General features: G+C 54.2%; 11 protein-coding genes and 3 tRNA genes. 6 read left to right on the top strand and 8 right to left on the bottom strand.

Annotated elements, in window-relative coordinates; translation table 11 throughout:
* Window positions 1-18: 18 nt before the first annotated feature.
* Entirely contained in the window at window positions 19-936 is a 918-nt protein-coding gene (gene gcvA, locus O6D90_RS04580; protein ID WP_016154260.1) for a glycine cleavage system transcriptional regulator GcvA, read from the bottom strand.
* 363 nt (window positions 937-1,299) lie between these two features.
* Window positions 1,300-1,527 (bottom strand): YgdI/YgdR family lipoprotein, encoded by a 228-nt coding sequence (locus tag O6D90_RS04575; RefSeq protein WP_016154261.1) that lies wholly within the window; start codon window positions 1,525-1,527, stop codon window positions 1,300-1,302.
* 192 nt (window positions 1,528-1,719) lie between these two features.
* On the opposite strand from O6D90_RS04575, the gene csdA reads away from it, so the two are divergent.
* Together csdA and csdE are read left to right on the top strand one after the other, a co-directional pair.
* Complete coding sequence (gene csdA, locus O6D90_RS04570; protein WP_016157368.1) at window positions 1,720-2,925, top strand: cysteine desulfurase CsdA; 1,206 nt, start codon at window positions 1,720-1,722, stop codon at window positions 2,923-2,925.
* Window positions 2,925-3,368, top strand: coding sequence for a cysteine desulfurase sulfur acceptor subunit CsdE (gene csdE / locus O6D90_RS04565; protein ID WP_016154263.1), 444 nt, complete (start codon window positions 2,925-2,927; stop codon window positions 3,366-3,368). Before csdA ends, csdE begins: the two co-directional genes overlap by 1 nt.
* Window positions 3,369-3,415: 47 nt before the next feature.
* Here the strand turns inward: csdE and tcdA are convergent, their stop codons facing one another.
* Window positions 3,416-4,222, bottom strand: a complete 807-nt coding sequence (gene tcdA / locus O6D90_RS04560) for a tRNA cyclic N6-threonylcarbamoyladenosine(37) synthase TcdA (RefSeq protein WP_016157369.1) — start codon at window positions 4,220-4,222, stop codon at window positions 3,416-3,418.
* A 39-nt stretch (window positions 4,223-4,261) separates the two neighbouring features.
* The gene (gene mltA / locus O6D90_RS04555) at window positions 4,262-5,359 is read right to left on the bottom strand and encodes a murein transglycosylase A (RefSeq protein ID WP_032931794.1); all 1,098 of its coding nucleotides are present in this window, start codon (window positions 5,357-5,359) and stop codon (window positions 4,262-4,264) included.
* A 205-nt stretch (window positions 5,360-5,564) separates the two neighbouring features.
* Between mltA and O6D90_RS04550 the strand changes: the two genes are divergently transcribed.
* From O6D90_RS04550 to O6D90_RS04540, 3 genes are all read left to right on the top strand, one after another.
* Window positions 5,565-5,641, top strand: a tRNA-Met gene (locus O6D90_RS04550).
* Window positions 5,642-5,675: 34 nt separating this feature from the next.
* Window positions 5,676-5,752: transfer RNA gene (locus O6D90_RS04545), tRNA-Met, on the top strand.
* A gap of 34 nt (window positions 5,753-5,786) precedes the next feature.
* Window positions 5,787-5,863 (top strand) — tRNA-Met (locus tag O6D90_RS04540).
* 74 nt (window positions 5,864-5,937) lie between these two features.
* On the opposite strand, the gene amiC is transcribed toward O6D90_RS04540, so the two are convergent.
* Window positions 5,938-7,191, bottom strand: a complete 1,254-nt coding sequence (amiC, locus tag O6D90_RS04535; RefSeq protein ID WP_016154266.1) for an N-acetylmuramoyl-L-alanine amidase AmiC — start codon at window positions 7,189-7,191, stop codon at window positions 5,938-5,940.
* 235 nt (window positions 7,192-7,426) lie between these two features.
* Between amiC and argA the strand changes: the two genes are divergently transcribed.
* Window positions 7,427-8,758, top strand: coding sequence for an amino-acid N-acetyltransferase (argA, locus tag O6D90_RS04530; protein ID WP_008785703.1), 1,332 nt, complete (start codon window positions 7,427-7,429; stop codon window positions 8,756-8,758).
* Between the two features lie 46 nt (window positions 8,759-8,804).
* On the opposite strand, the gene recD is transcribed toward argA, so the two are convergent.
* The 3 genes from recD to ptrA are packed head-to-tail and all read right to left on the bottom strand — an operon-like array spanning window position 8,805 to window position 17,048.
* On the bottom strand, window positions 8,805-10,625 hold the full coding sequence (recD, locus tag O6D90_RS04525) for an exodeoxyribonuclease V subunit alpha (RefSeq protein ID WP_016157370.1): 1,821 nt from the start codon (window positions 10,623-10,625) through the stop codon (window positions 8,805-8,807).
* Window positions 10,622-14,167 (bottom strand): exodeoxyribonuclease V subunit beta, encoded by a 3,546-nt coding sequence (gene recB / locus O6D90_RS04520; protein ID WP_271143255.1) that lies wholly within the window; start codon window positions 14,165-14,167, stop codon window positions 10,622-10,624. The genes recD and recB overlap by 4 nt, the downstream gene beginning before the upstream one ends.
* The gene (gene ptrA / locus O6D90_RS04515) at window positions 14,160-17,048 is read right to left on the bottom strand and encodes a pitrilysin (protein WP_016157372.1); all 2,889 of its coding nucleotides are present in this window, start codon (window positions 17,046-17,048) and stop codon (window positions 14,160-14,162) included. Before ptrA ends, recB begins: the two co-directional genes overlap by 8 nt.
* Between the last annotated feature and the right edge of the window lie 165 nt (window positions 17,049-17,213).

The raw sequence follows: 17,213 nt of genomic DNA, 5'->3' as shown, positions 1-17,213 counted from the left end.
GTGAATACCCTACGTAAATTATTGTTCATAACGAAAGCGGAATTTTTCTTGTTCCGTGGCCGCTTTCGCCAGAATCCACTGACGGAAGGCGGCTATTTTACCCAGTTCTGCCTGACTGTCATGACAAACCAGATAAAATGCGTTTTTGCTGACCAGAACATCATTAAACGGACAGACCAGACGTCCGGCTTCTATTTCGGATTGCGCCATGACGTTATTAGCCAACGCAATTCCCTGTCCATGGATAGCAGCCTGGAGCACCATGGCGCTATGGCTGAAGATGGGTCCCTGCTGTACGTTGATATGATTCAGGCCAAGCTGGCGCGTATAGGCTTGCCAGTCACGGCGCGACGCATCGTGCAATAATGTGTGTTTCGCCAGATCTTCGGGCGTCTTTAGCGGTTTATCACCGGTGAGTAATAGCGGCGAGCAGACCGGCAATAAATATTCTGCGTACAATTTTTCAACGCGCAGACCCGGCCAGTTGCCGCGTCCATAGAAAATCGCCACATCAACATCGTCAGCCAGTTTGTCTTCCTGACGGTCCACCGCCTGGATCCTGACATCGATTCCCGGATAAGCTGAGTTAAAGCTAGAGAGTCTGGGAACCATCCATTGGATTGCAAAACTGGGCAATAAACTCACGGTGAGCGCACCTTTTGCACTGCGTGCCTGAAGTTTACGCGTCGCGTCGGTTAATTGCGAAAAAATCTCTTTGATGTCGAGAAAGTAGCTTTGGCCTTCTTCCGTTAACAGCAAAGATCGATTGCGTCGACGAAACAGCTTCAGCCCCAGGAAATCCTCAAGTGACTTGATTTGATGACTTACTGCGGCCTGCGTCACAAAAAGCTCTTCTGCTGCGCGAGTAAAGCTCAAATGACGCGCTGCAGCATCAAAAACACGCAACGCATTTAGGGGTGGTAATCGTTTTGACATGACTTTTAGGCTTTGATGTTAAATGAATTTAACAATTAACCAACAGGTTGTAACCTATTAGTTTTTTTTATCTGAGCCATTATAAATTGTCCGTTGAGGTTCTACCAGCAAATACCTATAGTGGCGGCACTTCCTGAAGCCGGAACGAAAAGTTTTATCGGAATGCGTGTTCTGGTGGGCTTTTGGCTTACGGTTGTGATGTTGTGTTGTTGTGTTTGCAATTGGTCTGCGATTCAGACCATGGTAGCAAAGCTACCCTTTTTCACTTCCTGTACATTTACCCTGTCTGTCCATAGTGATTAATGTAGCACCGCCAAATTGCGGTGCTTTTTTTTGTCCGACTCTTTGTCGATGGACGACCGGTTAGTTATCCAGTTCTACCATCTCTTTCACATCGGTACGGTTAATCTGCTGTTTGTTGCCGTTAGCGTCTTTATACGAAATCATCCCCGTTTCATTGTCGGTCTGTGGCTTACCATCAGATACGATTGATCGACCATCATTGGTGTGCATCACGTAATTCGAACCAGAACAGGCGCTCAGGGCAAAAGTCAGCATACAAGCAGAGATAATTGCGGCAGTCTTTTTCATCTTTTTCTCCTTAAAGCGATTTATGCTATTAAAAACACACTCCGTAACAGGCTAAATTGCTCGCCTAACGGTATATAGCATAAGACACTGCGTGGACTTTGCCAGGATATCCAGAGTATTCCGATGGTTAGCACACCCCTTGTATCAGCGCCCTTTTTGCGCCACGATCGGTTTACTGAACTGAGGAATACCATGAACGCTTTTAACCCCGCGCAGTTTCGCGCGCAATTTCCCGCACTCAACGATGCTGGCGTCTATCTCGACAGCGCTGCTACCGCACTGAAGCCGCAGGCAGTGATTGAGGCCACCCATCAGTTTTATAGCCTGAGCGCCGGTAACGTCCATCGCAGCCAGTTTGCCGAAGCACAGCGCCTGACCGCACGCTATGAAGCCGCGCGGGAAAAAGTCGCAAGCCTGATTAATGCGCCGGATGATAAAACAATTGTCTGGACCCGCGGTACGACGGAAGCGATCAACATGGTTGCCCAAAGCTATGCGCGACCGCGCTTACAACCGGGTGATGAGATTATCGTTAGCGCAGCAGAACATCATGCCAACCTCGTGCCCTGGCTGATGGTGGCGGAGCAAACGGGGGCGAAGGTCGTCAGGCTGCCGCTTAACGCCCATTTATTGCCAGACGTTGAAAGCCTCGCGCAACTCATCACTCCACGCAGCCGCATTCTGGCGCTTGGGCAGATGTCGAACGTTACCGGCGGTTGCCCGGATCTGGCCCGCGCCATTACCCTCGCCCATGCGGCTGGTATGGTGGTGATGGTGGATGGCGCCCAGGGGATTGTCCATTTCCCCGCCGACGTACAGCAATTAGACATTGATTTCTATGCGTTCTCGGGCCACAAGCTGTATGGCCCCACCGGCATTGGCGTGCTGTACGGTAAACCGGAACTGCTGGATGCCATGTCTCCCTGGCTCGGTGGCGGTAAAATGATTAGCGAAGTCAGTTTTGACGGTTTCACCACCCAGGCTGCTCCATGGAAGCTGGAGGCCGGTACGCCTAACGTTGCTGGCGTTATCGGGCTAAGCGCGGCGCTCGAATGGCTGGCGGACGTTGACGTGGTGCAGGCCGAAAACTGGAGCCGGGGTCTGGCGACGTTGGCAGAAGATGCGCTGGCGAAACGCCCCGGCTTTCGCTCCTTCCGCTGCCAGGACTCCAGTCTGTTAGCATTTGATTTCGCAGGCGTTCATCACAGCGACATGGTGACGCTGCTGGCCGAATATGGCATTGCACTGCGTGCAGGACAACACTGTGCGCAACCGCTGCTGGCAGAACTGGGCGTATCCGGGACGCTACGCGCCTCATTTGCACCTTATAATACGCAAAGTGATGTAGATGCGTTGGTCGCAGCCGTTGACCGCGCGCTGGAAATATTGGTGGATTAATGACAAGCCCTCTGTTCGCCGGACACCCGTTTGGCACAACCGTAACGGAAGAGACGTTACGCAATACCTTTACCCCGCTCACCCAGTGGGAAGATAAATATCGCCAGCTGATTCTGCTGGGTAAGCAGTTGCCAGCGCTTCCGGATTCGCTAAAGGCACAGGCCAAAGAGATTGCGGGCTGCGAAAACCGCGTTTGGCTGGGGCATACCCTTCATGAGAATGGTACTCTGCATTTCTTCGGCGACAGCGAAGGTCGCATTGTTCGCGGGCTGCTGGCGGTATTACTCACGGCGGTCGAAGGTAAAACTGCAGCCGAGTTACTGGCGCATTCGCCAATGGCATTATTTGACGAGCTAGGTTTACGCGCGCAGCTCAGCGCCTCGCGTACCCAGGGGCTGCATGCTCTGAACGAGGCGATTCTTGAGGCTGCCCGACAGGTTTGATGGTTGCCGGATGGCGACGCGAACGCGTCTTATCCGGCACAACACACTCAACTCTGGCGCGCCGCTTTCGCCATCATCTTCTTCAGCGCGTGTGAGGCGGCAACAAAGCCAAAGGTGGCGGTCACCATAGTGGCCGCGCCAAAACCGGATGCGCAATCCATGCGCTTCGGCCCTTCCGCCGTCGCCTTCATCGCACATACCGAGCCATCTGCCTGCGGGTAAACCAGCGCTTCGGTCGAGAACACACAGTCCACGCCCAGCTTGCCTTTGCTGTTTTTCACCACGCCAAAATCGCTTTTCAGTCGCTCGCGTAGCTTGGCTGCCAGCGGATCCTGGATAGTTTTTGCCAAATCAACGACCTGTATCTGCGTCGGGTCGATCTGCCCTCCCGCACCACCGGTGGTCACCAGCGGAATTTTGTTACGCCGACACCAGGCGATCAGTGCCGCTTTTGGGCGCACGCTATCAATCGCATCAATGACATACGAATAACCCGCACTCATATACTCAGCAACATTATCCGGCGTGACAAAATCATCGACTACGTTCACCCGGCACTCCGGGTTAATCTGGCGGATACGTTCAGCCATCACTTCAGCTTTTGCCAGGCCGACGTTATCGCGCAGAGCATGGATCTGGCGGTTAGTATTGGTGACGCACACATCATCCATATCGATGAGCGTGATGGCGCCAATACCGGTACGCGCCAGCGCTTCCGCCGCCCACGACCCTACCCCGCCAATCCCGACCACGCAAACGTGCGATTGGGCAAACAACTGCAGCGCATTTTCGCCATACAGACGCGCCGTACCGCCAAAACGCTGGCGCCAGGCATCACTGATAACCACAGACATAACACCTCAAATTCATTAATATCGAGCGCCATCCGGCTATTAACCGCTGAACACGTTACCCGTACCCGGCGCTGTTTTCAGTACCCACACGCGACCGTAGTGATTATACCACCCCGCACGGTGTCCGGCGTCAGCACCAATGCCCTGATAGATATCGAAGTGTTGCCCTTTAATAGCGCCACCCACATCTAACGCCACCATCAGGCGCAGTTCGTACTGACCGGTAAACTTGCCGTTATTGTCCAGTAACGGGACTTCCGCCAGCAATGTTGTGCCCGCCGGAATGATACTGCGGTCAGAAGCCACAGATGCGCGGCCAATCAACGGTACCGCGCTGGCCCCTTTGACCGGTGCAAAAGATTGCGGTTTAAAGAAGACAAACGATGGGTTCTGCTCCAACAGCTCACGCACTTCGGCTTCGCTGTGCGTTTCACCCCAATGGCGAATAGCCTGCATCGACATATCTTCTTTTTTCACTTCGCCACGGTCAATAAGCACTTTACCGATGCTGCGATAGGCGTGGCCGTTTTTCCCGGAATAGCTAAAGAAGTTAAGCGGGCTGCCATCGCCAAAATCGATGTAACCACTGCCCTGCACATCCATAATGAAGTTATCCATTAGGGAGTTGCTGTACGCCAGAATGTAGTTGTCGCTCAGCGCGCCCGCGTAAATCTCGGCACGGCTTGGTAAGCGCCCACGTTTTGGCGGCATGCGATAGATAGGATACTGAAACTCGCCCTGGCGCGTATGGCGCGCCTGAATAACCGGCGTGTAGTAACCGGTAAACTGGACGTTACCGTAGTTGTCCGCCCCTTCCATTTGCCAGGCATCAATACCAAACTGGCGCATACTGCGCGTATCACCGCCCGCACGTAACCACTGCTGGATAGCGTTGTAAACGTTGCTCTGGTTGCCGTACAAACGTGGCGAAGCGCTGCGAATTTGATTAACCTGCTCGGCGAAATCACCGGCATTGATTGGTGCGCCAACCGCATCAGGCTGGTTCACCAGTGAGAAAGGCTGGGTAAATTTCCCGTCTTTATACTGCTGCCCACGATCGGTGGGTTTTGAGGAACACGCGGCGAGCATCGCGACGACTGCTCCCACAAGAAGATATTTTGCCCAACGTCCTTTCATTGTTCTCGTCTTATGTTGCCTGAATGCGAGACGAAGATAACAAACCCCCGAACCTAATGAAATGCGTATACATACCCGAACGCAAATTTTGAGCAAAAAACAATCCAGAATGCGTTGTTTTTGTTCATTTTCACCTTAAAAACGTGATCAAGGTGAAAAAAGGGTTGCATGAAAATGCGAGCAGAGTATAGTGCGCATCCACGGACGCGGGGTGGAGCAGCTTGGTAGCTCGTCGGGCTCATAACCCGAAGGTCGTCAGTTCAAATCTGGCCCCCGCAACCAATTAAAATTTGATGAAATAAAAGCAGTACGGTGACGCGGGGTGGAGCAGCCTGGTAGCTCGTCGGGCTCATAACCCGAAGGTCGTCGGTTCAAATCCGGCCCCCGCAACCAATCAAATTTGATAAAATATAAAGCAGTACGGTGACGCGGGGTGGAGCAGCCTGGTAGCTCGTCGGGCTCATAACCCGAAGGTCGTCGGTTCAAATCCGGCCCCCGCAACCAACATTATAAACACCCTAAAGGGTGTTTTTTTGTATCTGCGGTCCATAAAAAAAGCGCTTTTCAGCGCTTTTTTGTTATCCCCTTCTCGCCAGCGTCGCGCCATCGGCAAAGTAGGCTTTGATCCCCGCCAGAATCGACTCTGCAACTTCCTGCTGGAAGGTCGCAGTTTTGAGCTTGCGCTCTTCCTCAACGTTACTGATAAATGCGGTTTCCACCAGAATAGACGGAATATCCGGCGCTTTTAGTACCGCAAACCCGGCTTGTTCAACCTGGTTCTTATGCAGATTGTTAACTTTACCGAGCTTATTCAATACCGCTTTACCAAACTTCAGGCTGTCGGCGATGGTCAGCGATTGCACCATGTCGAACATGGTATGGTCGACGTAGCGATCGCCGCTCTTGCTGACGCCGCCAATCAAATCCGAGGCGTTCTGAGTTTGCGCCAGATATTTCGCGGCGGTGCTGGTCGCCCCTTTGGTGGAGAGCGCAAATACCGACGAACCTCTGGGCTGTCGACTGGTAAATGCATCGGCGTGAATAGAGACAAACAGGTCTGCACGCTGCTTCTGCGCTTTCGCCACGCGGACTTTAAGCGGAATGAAGATATCTTCATTTCGCGTCATAAAGACCTTCATGTTGCCCTCTTTCTCTATGAGGGCTCGCAGGCGTCGGGCAATCTGCAGCACCACATCTTTTTCACGCGTCTTGTATTTCCCCACCGCACCGGAGTCCTCTCCGCCATGCCCTGGGTCGAGCATAATGACAATGGGGCGATCGCGCCCCGCTTTACCCGGCTGTGGGCCACTTTGCGCAGGCGGCACCTGTTTGTCCAGATCGCCCTTGTTGTATTCTTCCAGCAACGCCAGCAGCGGATCCTGAACATCCTGGGCATTCGCGGGATAGAGATCCATCACCAGACGTTCTTTAAAGCCGGCCACCGGAGCCAGCGCAAAAAGTTGCGGCTTCACATTCTGTTTCAGCTCGAACACCATCCGCACGGTCTGTGGGTCAAACTGCCCGACGCGCGCCGATTTAATATACGGATCGTCAGGACGGATCTGCGCACCCATGCCCTTGAGCACCGAGTTCAAATTAACGCCTTCAATATCCACAACCACACGCTCAGGATTACTCAGGGCAAACTGTTTGTATTTCAGCAGACGGTTAGATTCTACCGTGACGCGGGTGTAGCTGGACGCTGGCCAGACACGTACGGCAACGACCTGACTCATGGCAGCCAGACCAACCTGGCTGACGCTCAAAAGCCACATAGCACCCGCACCTTTCAGTAAACGGCGGCGACTGATTGCTGAATTGGATCCCGACATGCTTCTCCCGAGCAAAAAGAAATCTTTATTGAGGTAATACGTAAAACGTCTGAATTGACCGGAAACTTTAGCGAATGACGCATAATCTGTCATCTATAAAAGGGTAAACATTCTTTTTATATTCACGGCATTACTGAGAAAAATCTTCGGCATGGGTAAAAATTACGCTTGCGCACAGCGCCAAAACAGAATAAAAATACACAAATTACGAATAATCATGCAATGAGGGTGTGCCGTGGTGAAGGAGCGTAGAACCGAACTGGTACAGGGATTCCGCCATTCTGTTCCCTATATCAATACCCATCGGGGAAAGACGTTTGTCATTATGCTGGGCGGCGAAGCCATCGAGCATGAAAACTTTTCCAGTATCGTCAATGACATTGGCCTTCTTCATAGTCTCGGCATCCGCCTTGTCGTGGTCTATGGCGCACGACCGCAGATTGATGCCAATCTTGCGGCGCATCATCATGAACCGGTGTACCACAAGAATACGCGCGTTACCGACGCTAAAACCCTGGAGCTGGTCAAACAGGCGGCAGGGTTACTTCAGCTTGATATTACCGCCCGCCTGTCAATGAGCCTGAATAATACGCCATTGCAGGGGGCGCACATCAATGTGGTCAGCGGTAATTTTATTATCTCCCAGCCGCTGGGCGTTGATGACGGCGTGGATTACTGCCATAGCGGACGTATTCGTCGTATTGATGAAGATGCCATTCACCGGCAGTTAGACAGTGGCGCGATTGTGCTGATGGGCCCGGTCGCCGTTTCCGTCACCGGAGAGAGCTTTAACCTGACTTCAGAAGAGGTCGCCACGCAGTTGGCTATCAAACTGAAGGCAGAGAAAATGATCGGCTTTTGCTCCTCTCAGGGCGTCACCAACGATGATGGCGATATTATTTCCGAGCTGTTTCCTAACGAAGCCCAGGCGCGCGTTGAGTTGCAGGAAGAGAAAGGCGATTACAGCTCCGGCACAGTGCGCTTCCTGCGTGGGGCAGTGAAAGCCTGTCGCAGTGGGGTACGGCGCTGCCATCTGATCAGCTATCAGGAAGATGGCGCATTGCTGCAGGAACTGTTCTCCCGTGACGGGATCGGTACGCAGATCGTAATGGAAAGCGCCGAGCAGATCCGCCGCGCTACCATTAACGATATCGGCGGGATTCTGGAGCTGATCCGCCCGCTGGAGCAACAAGGCATTCTGGTACGTCGCTCCCGCGAACAACTGGAAATGGAGATCGACAAATTCACGATTATTCAGCGCGATAACCTGACCATCGCCTGCGCCGCTCTGTACCCTTTCCCGGAGGAGAGAATTGGCGAAATGGCGTGCGTGGCGGTGCATCCGGACTACCGTAGCTCATCGCGCGGGGAAGTATTGCTGGAGCGGATCGCCGCGCAGGCCCGGCAAATGGGACTGAGCAAACTGTTCGTGCTGACCACGCGCAGCATTCACTGGTTCCAGGAACGTGGTTTCACGCCGGTGGATATCGACCTGCTGCCGGAAAGCAAGAAAGAGATGTACAACTATCAGCGGCGGTCAAAGGTGCTGATGGCGGATTTGGGGTAGTGGTCGTTGCCGGATGCGGTATAAATGCCTTATCCGGCAACGAATTTTATTGATTAAACAACGCCGACAATCCGCTGCGACGTTCGGTGCGGGTGGCAATGGCGTTACTTAATATCCGCTCATCGGCATACAGTGACAGACGCCGGCGCGCGCGGGTGACGGCGGTATAGACCAGCTCGCGGGTAACCACGGGTGAATGCTGGCTGGGTAAAATCAACGCCGCATGGTCAAACTCAGATCCCTGCGATTTGTGCACGGTCATCGCCCAGGTGGTTTCATGTTCAGGTAAGCGACTGGGCTGGACTGATTTGATAGAACCGTCCGGCAGCGCAAACCACACCCTCAGGCCCTGTCCACGATCGAGGGCAATGCCGATATCACCGTTAAATAATCCCAGCGAACTGTCATTGCGCGCGATCATCACCGGCCTTCCCTCATACCAGCGGCTATGCGTTGAACGATGAATTTTACGTTTTTGCGCCATCACCTGCTCAAGGCGTTCATTCAAACCACCCACGCCAAACGGACCTTCACGCAGGGCACACAACAGCTGATACTCATTGAAGGCCTGAATGACGGCATCCGGCTCAGCGCCCTCTCGCAGTAAATCCAGATAGTGCCCATAACCCGCCAGCGCCTCATCCAACATCGCGGCGTAATCTTCGCTGCTATGTAGCGTGCGTTTTTCGATGTCGCTAAACCCCTGCTGGAAGACCGTTTTGAGCGCGGCTTTGTCACCACGATTAATCGCAGCAGCCAACTGACCGATTCCGGAATCGCTACCGAAACGGTAACTCTTTTGCAGCAGACACAAACTGTCGCGCAAAGCGGCGGCCTGAGTTCCCGGACCTGCCGGAATAGCGCTTCCGGTCAGACGACTGAGCTGGCGGGCGCGTTCCGGGGTAAACCCGTCACCGACGAAAGCACAGATATCCCCCAGCACCGCCCCCGCTTCGACAGAAGCGAGCTGGTCACGATCGCCAAGAAAAATCACCCGCCCGTGCGGCGGCAGCGCATCGATAAGGCGCGACATCATCGGCAAATCAATCATCGAGGCTTCATCCACCACCAGCACATCCAGATGCAGCGGGTTTCCCGCATGATGGCGCAGGCGCTGACTGCCTGGCTGAGCGCCTAATAATCGATGCAACGTACTGGCGTCATCGGGAATGCGTTTCTTTTGCTCTTCGGTTAACGGCAGTTCTCGTAGCGCTGCGCCCAGCGAGGCAGTCAGGCGCGCTGCCGCCTTTCCAGTAGGAGCCGCCAGGCGAATACGGCAGCGTTCCCCCTCCGCCATCTGAATCAACGCCGCCAAAAGCCTCGCTACTGTTGTCGTTTTTCCGGTCCCCGGCCCGCCGGAGATCACCGATATACGACGGGTCAACGCCACCGCAGCGGCCACTTTTTGCCAGTTAACACCTTCCGCTGGTGGAAACAACGCCGCAAGCGTGTGGGTAAGCCGTTGTTCATCCACCTCAATGGCGTGGTTAACTTCACTGAAAAAGCGAGCCACCGCCCGTTCGTTATGCCACATCCGGTTCAGATACAAGCGATCGCCGTGCAGCACCAGCGGCGTGGGTTGCTCACCACGGCTTACCGCCCCGGAGGCCAGCAGACATTCCGTCCAGTCTTCTGGCTCCCCCACTTCAGCGAGCCAGGCGCTTAAAAGGGGATGGGCATCCTCGCTCAGGGATAACCGCGAAAGTGGTAAGCAGACGTGCCCTTCTCCTGCTTCACGACTGAGCAACGCCGCCGCCAGCGCAACGGCAGGGTTGTCATTTCCGGCAACCGCCAGCGCAAACTGGGCATCCAGAGGCCGGAGCTGTTTTTGCTCCACAGCTTCCTGTAATCGTTTCTGGATTGTCATGACATCTCCTCCAGTGGCGCACCGACAAACATCTCGTCCATCAAGGCGATTAACTCCCCGTCAGGTCGGGTCGCGTAAATTCCCTGTTGCGGATTTTCACTGTCAATGCCACGCAAGAAGAGATAGATAACGCCGCCAAAATGGCATTCATAATCGTAATCAGCAATGCGATGGCGCAAGTAGCGATGCAGCGCCAGGGTATAAAGTTGATACTGCAGGTCGTAGCGATGCGCCTGCATGGCAGAGGCCATCGCCTGCTGCGTATACGCTGAGCTGTCTTCCCCAAGCCAGTTCGATTTGTAATCGAGAAGGTAATAACGCCCCTGGTGGCGGAAAACCAGGTCAATAAATCCTTTCAGCATGCCGCGTACCTGCATAAATTCCAACGCAGGGCACCCCGCGGAGAGCGGATCGTATTGGCGAATTAACGCATCAAGTTGGCTGGCCATCAGCGGCTGCGAAATCGGCAGGTAAAACTCCATCTCCACCTGTTTTTCACCCGCGGAAAGATGGCTCAAACTCACGCCCGTCTCGTTGAGAGGCGCCTGCAAAATGGCATCCAGCCATTCGGTCAAAACCGGCGTCCAGTGCGCGTCATAACCTCCCAACGCCAGTTTTTCCTCGACCCAACGCGGATCTACCGGTTGAGTAAAGTCGAGATCTTCAAACAGGCTATGCAAGAATGTACCTGGCGAAGCGCCGCGCGGGAACTGATGCGGTGTAAGCCCTGACTCTTCAATAACCTCACCAACGCCTGCGGCATCAATATCCAGTCGCGGGATCAGATCCTGCGCGATTCCATGCCCACGCTGCTGCAGACCGGAATAACTGGTCACGCGCCAGCTATCGCCGGGCGTACGCTGCAGTATTTTCGCACTCAGTTCGCAGCTAACAGCCTGCGCAACTTGCCAGCGTTCACCGTCAGGCTGCGCAGGCGTCTGGCAGGCAATATCGTCGCTGCACAGCGCTTCAATCGCACTACGCAGACCCGCGGCATCCATCGGCTCACCTTTTTGCAACAGGCGACCAAGGGCGCTGTGATGCACATCGGTATCCCCTTTTTTATCGCCCCGACGTCGCACCAACGGCGCAACGCCAAGGCTGCAGTGCCATACCGAACGGGTTAGCGCGACATAGAGCAAACGCAGGTCTTCCGCCAGACGCTCCGCTTCAGCCAGCTCAACGCTCTCCTCGGCATCGCTGAGATCCAGCACGGCTTCAAAAGAGCTGCGATCGTGGTAGAAAGCCTGATCCTGGACGCGGAAATTCGTGATAAACGGCAGCCAGACCAGCGGATACTCCAGCCCTTTAGATTTATGGATAGTGACGATTTTGACCAGATGCTTGTCGCTTTCCAGCCTGAGCTGCTGGCTGGACGCGTTGCTGTCGGGTTCAAGAATATGCTGGGACAGCCAGCGCACCAGCGCATGCTCGCTTTCCAGCTGCGAGCCTGCTTCCTGCAACAGTTCGCTGATATGTAAAATATCGGTCAGGCGGCGTTCGCCCCCCGCCGTCGCCAGCAGGTTTTCCGCAATCTGGCGGGTTGTCATCAGCGCGCGCAGCATCGGCATCACGCCGCGTTTATGCCAGATCTGACGATAGCCATCAAACTCTTCGACCACCGCATCCCAGGCATTTTCGTCGTTATTTAAGGCTTCAAGATCCTGCGCATTCAGCCCCATCATTGAGGTCGCCAGCGCGCTACGCAGCGTGTTCTCAGGCTCCGGCGTCATCACCGCCTGCAGCACCCACAGCAACTCCCGCGCTTCCAGCGTTTCAAATACGCTGTCACGGTTGGAAAGGTAGACGGAGGGAATTGCCAGCTGCGTCAGCGCATCACGGACCAGTGCCGCCTCCTGGCGGCTACGAACCAGTACGCTGATGTCCGACGCGCGTACCGGACTGGATGTTTTACCACTGACCAGTTGCGCAGCGCCAGACTGCCCGGCCTTAAGCCAGTCGCGAATTTGCGTGGCGCACACCTGGGCCATGTAGTTCTGATAATCGCCTACGCCGCAGCTTTCCCCTTCCATCAGCCACATGCTCATGGCTGGCTGTGTCTCACCGTGTAAAACAAACCGAAACGACTGGTTTTTTTCTGCAAATTTTACCGGGCTAAAGGGGATTTCGCGGAACATAAAGGCGTCATCCATCTGGCTGAAAAGCGTATTTACGCTATTGACCATGCCGGGGGCCGAACGCCAGTTGGTATCAAGCGTATAGTGTGCGCTGACCTCGCTGCGCGCCTTCATATAGGTGAAGATATCCGCGCCGCGGAACGCGTAAATCGCCTGTTTTGGGTCGCCAATCAGCAGCAGTGCGGTATCCGGCTGATGCTGCCAGATCCGGCGAAAAATACGGTACTGCTGCGGATCGGTATCCTGAAATTCATCGATCATCGCGACCGGAAAACGGGTACGGATAGCCGTCGCCAGCGCATCGCCGCTTTCACTGCGCAACGCCGCATCCAGGCGGCTGAGCATATCGTCAAAGCCTAGCTCACCGCGGCGTCGTTTCTCCTCGGCAACCGCTGAACGGATCTCCGCCAGCGCCCGGGTAATCACCAGATCGCGGAGAGTTAACGGTTCGCTAAGCAGTTCATCAATAGCGACAAACAGCGGGTGCTGAGGGGTTATTCCGCCCGCTTTAGTGCGCTCTTCCAGAAAACGCTGTGAGAATTTCTCCAGCGCGTCAGGAAGCTGATAACTTTGGGTTTGTTCTTGCGCCCATGCGCTGATCTTTTCGATCCACTTGCCCTGGTTACCACGATTAAATTTACGCCGGTCAATCCCGGAGGCTTCCAGCAGGCCATCCAGCTCATCAACGGATTCACGCCATTGCTGCTTGATCTGGTAAATGCGCGTGAGAATTTGTTCGTGCCGGGAAGCCAGCGTTTCGTCATCAGACGGCGGAGCCTTGATGACCGGCGCTTCCCCCTGCAGATAGCGATCGATGTCTCTCAGCAGAGCCTGCGGTCCTTTCCACGTTTCAAAAATCACCTGCGCAATGTCGCGGGGTAGCGGATAGCAGTGCCGACGCCAGAAGTCCGCACAGGCCTGATAGCGCAGCAGCGATTCATCTTCTATCAGTTGCTGTTCGAACAGCATGCCTGATTCAAAGGCGTTGAGACTGAGCATACGCTGACAAAAGCCGTGGATGGTAAACACCGCCGCTTCATCCATCTGTCTTTCAGCCAATAGCAGCCACTGAGCGGCCTGTTTTTTATCGGCGATTTCATCTAACATACGGGCATATAGCGGGTTGTCGGTCTTTTCACGCAGGCAGGCAATTCGCAGTTCATGAATGTTGCTACGAATTCGACCGCGCAACTCTTCGGTGGCCGCCTCGGTGAAGGTGACCACGAGCAGTTCTTCAACGGTCAGAGGACGAGGAAAGGCGGCAGAGCCGCCCAGTCCAAGCAATAAACGTAAATACAGGGCGGCGATGGTAAAGGTTTTACCGGTGCCCGCAGAGGCTTCAATCAGGCGCTCGCCCGTCAGGGGCAAGCGCAGTGGATCAAGGGACTCAGCGGCATCATTCATTCTTATCACTCATCAGGGGTAAGGTTTGCTGCAACGCGCTGACGGTCTGCCACACTTTCCAGCCTTCCGGGTGCACATATTCTGCTTTCCCGTTCTGACTGCCGGAAACCTGTGACAGTATCGCCATGCCTTGCGGCTCAACCACCGCCTGATGGAAGAAGTCGGCAAGTTTTTGCGGCGTCAGCAGTTTAATCTGAGCCACTATTTTATCACGTGAATCGAAGCGCATATTGCCGCGATCAAAATCTTTGCTTAACTGTGAGGCTTCTTCCCCCAGCGTTTGCGGCGCCTGCAACATTTGCGCAATAATCGCCTGCTGAATTTGCGCAAACTCTTCAGGTTTCATCGCCCGCAGCTTCGCTTCCGCCGTCGGGAAGAACGCTTTATAACGCTCCCAAAGATAAGACGGCTGCTTATCATTGCTTTGCAGCAGGAACCCCATTCCCCACTGACGGCCGATACTCATCGGGAAAGCAAATACAGCGTAGCCTAACTGCTCTTCAGTACGCAGTTGATTGTAGAACCACGGCTGAACAATCTGCCCTAACATGGCGCTGTAGGCTGAACTGGCGTATTCATCGTATCCGGTTGGCACAAATACCGCCGCCAGCGCGGAGTCCGTGCTACTGCCTGCTTTTTCAAAGATGACGGACTGCTTCTTGTCCACAACCACATCTTTATTGCGACACCACTGTGACCCGTTAGCGCCAAGCTGTTGTTGGATATCCCGCGCCATGGTCGTCGCCTGAGCGGCGCTCATATTACCAATTACCAGGAATTCAGGCCGCGCACCGGTTTTTAAGGCGTCGCGGTACGCCATCACCTCTTTCAGGGTGATGGAAGGCAGTAGCTTACGGCGCTCATCGCGTGAGAAGTACGGCACCTGAGAAAGCATTTGTACTGGCATAATTGCCTGATCGTAGGCTTTACCCTTCTCTGCAGAATCCATCATCTGGGCATACCAGGATTTCGCCTGTTCCAGCTGTTCATCCGTTGAGGTGTAGCTGAAATAGCCGCTCAGCAGAGCCTGAAAAAGCTGCGGCAGACGTTGGGTATAGCCGTTGGCGTTAAGCATCAACCCATTGTTAGCGTTGGTAGAGAAACCAATTCCACCTACCGACGCCTGATTGCTTAACTGATCGAGCGCAATCCCCGCCAGGTAATCGTTAAGTGCGAATAATACCTGGTTGCGGGCGCTGTCCATGGCCTTCGGGTTACGCAGGATCACGCTGACGTCAGCCTTCGGCTCACTGGCAAAATACTGGCTCGGCGCATACACCACGCGTAGATCCGGCTCATCAACGATCAGTTCCGGGTGAGCGTATTTTTTATCCGTTTTAATCAGCGTGAAATCATCCGGAATGTAGGGGTTCAACTCCGGTAACGACAGCGCAATGCCCTGCGCTTTTTGCTGCCAGTCGGCAAAGGTTTTGTCGCTGATTTTATCCACCTGGTAAGGCGCATCGACAAAATAAGCGGTTTTATTATGCGGTTCTTTCGCACTGATATACCAGATACGCGCATTCTGTGGCGTCATCATTGCCAGGCGTTGCTCAACGGCTTTCACATCGTACTGGTCGGCAATATTCACCGCATCCAGCGTATGTTCGACAGGAACGCGGATCATGGTATCAGCCAGCCATTCCACGTAGTCCATATCACGGGTGATGGAGGGATAACGGAAATCGAGATCCAGTACGTGCGCCAGTTCGTCAAAATAGCGTTTATCGACGCCTTTATCGCGTAACAGATTGAGATAACTGAAAATTGCCGCAACAACTTCATCGCGGTTCGCCAGCCCTTTGTCGGTTAACGTCGCGGAAATGGCTAACACGCCGCTGTTCCCATTGACCACCGGATCGGAATCCGCACGAATACCTTCAACCAGTCCCTGCTTTTGCAGCCAGTCAGACAACGTGCCAGGGCTACGATTACCAATCAGATAGGTCACCAGCTCATCGGTTTTACTGCGGAACTGCGCGCTGTTGTTATCGATACGAAACTCGACGCGCAGTACTTTACGCGGCATTGCCGGAACATAGTGGATGATGACGCCCTTTTGCGCGTCGGTGACTACCGGTACGGTAATTTCAGGCTTTGCGATATTTCTGTTCGGTACGCGTCCAAAGGTGTCAGCAGCTATCCGCGCCAGCTCTGGCAGCGGTTTATTGCTATAAATCACCGCCTTCATCAGGTTCGCGGAGTAGTACTTTTCATGAAATTTTTGTAATGCCTGCACCACCGGGTTTCCCGGTTTATCGCTTAATGTCTCGAGATTTCCGCCGGAGAAACGCGAGCCAGGGTGCGCCGGGTTGATGGTCTCAGCACTCACCTGCGCCATACGCATCCCGTCTCGGGTACGCGCCAGCGTCAGCTCGGAGTTAACCGCGTTACGCTCACGATCGGCATATTTTTTATCCAGCAACGGATCGGCAATAGCGTCCGCCAGGCGATCCACCGCCCCCACCAACGCGTCGTTTTCGACTTCAAGATAGAAGGCCGTACGGTAAGGCGCGGTGCTGGCATTGTGGCTGCCGCCGTGCATTTTCAGGAATTCAGCCAGACTGTCCGGCTGTGGGTATTTTTTCGAGCCCATCAGACACATGTGTTCGAGATAATGTGCCAGCCCCTGATGCTCGTCCGGATCCTCCAGCGAGCCCACGGGAACCACCAGTGCAGAAAGGGATTTCACGGCCTGAGGATCGGATACCAGCAACACGACCATGCCGTTATCAAGGCGCACGGCCTGATACTGGCGGGTGTCTTTATCGCTTTTACGGATGGTTTCAGCTAAAGGCTGCCAACCGGTATCTGCCTGACTTACGGGAACCCAAAGGGCGACGAACAACAGTAATGCGCTGAACCAGGTGCTGCGGGGCATTCACAAACCTCATCATTAACGTATTCACCTGTTCACAGCAAAGCACGCATAAATACGTGGTCTGAACAGGGCAAGACTATGTGCTGAACGAGCCAGCATCCTCTCTTTGTAAGAATCAGTCCGTGACAGAATGCGCATCATAGTGGAAGCCATCGAACCGCGCAA

Source organism: Citrobacter sp. 21OH12SH02A-Citro, assembly GCF_027919895.1.
GTDB classification, from domain to species: Bacteria; Pseudomonadota; Gammaproteobacteria; order Enterobacterales; family Enterobacteriaceae; genus Citrobacter; species Citrobacter braakii.
The sequence above is the reverse complement of the archived record's forward strand: the minus strand, read 5'-3'. Positions and strand labels throughout refer to the sequence as shown.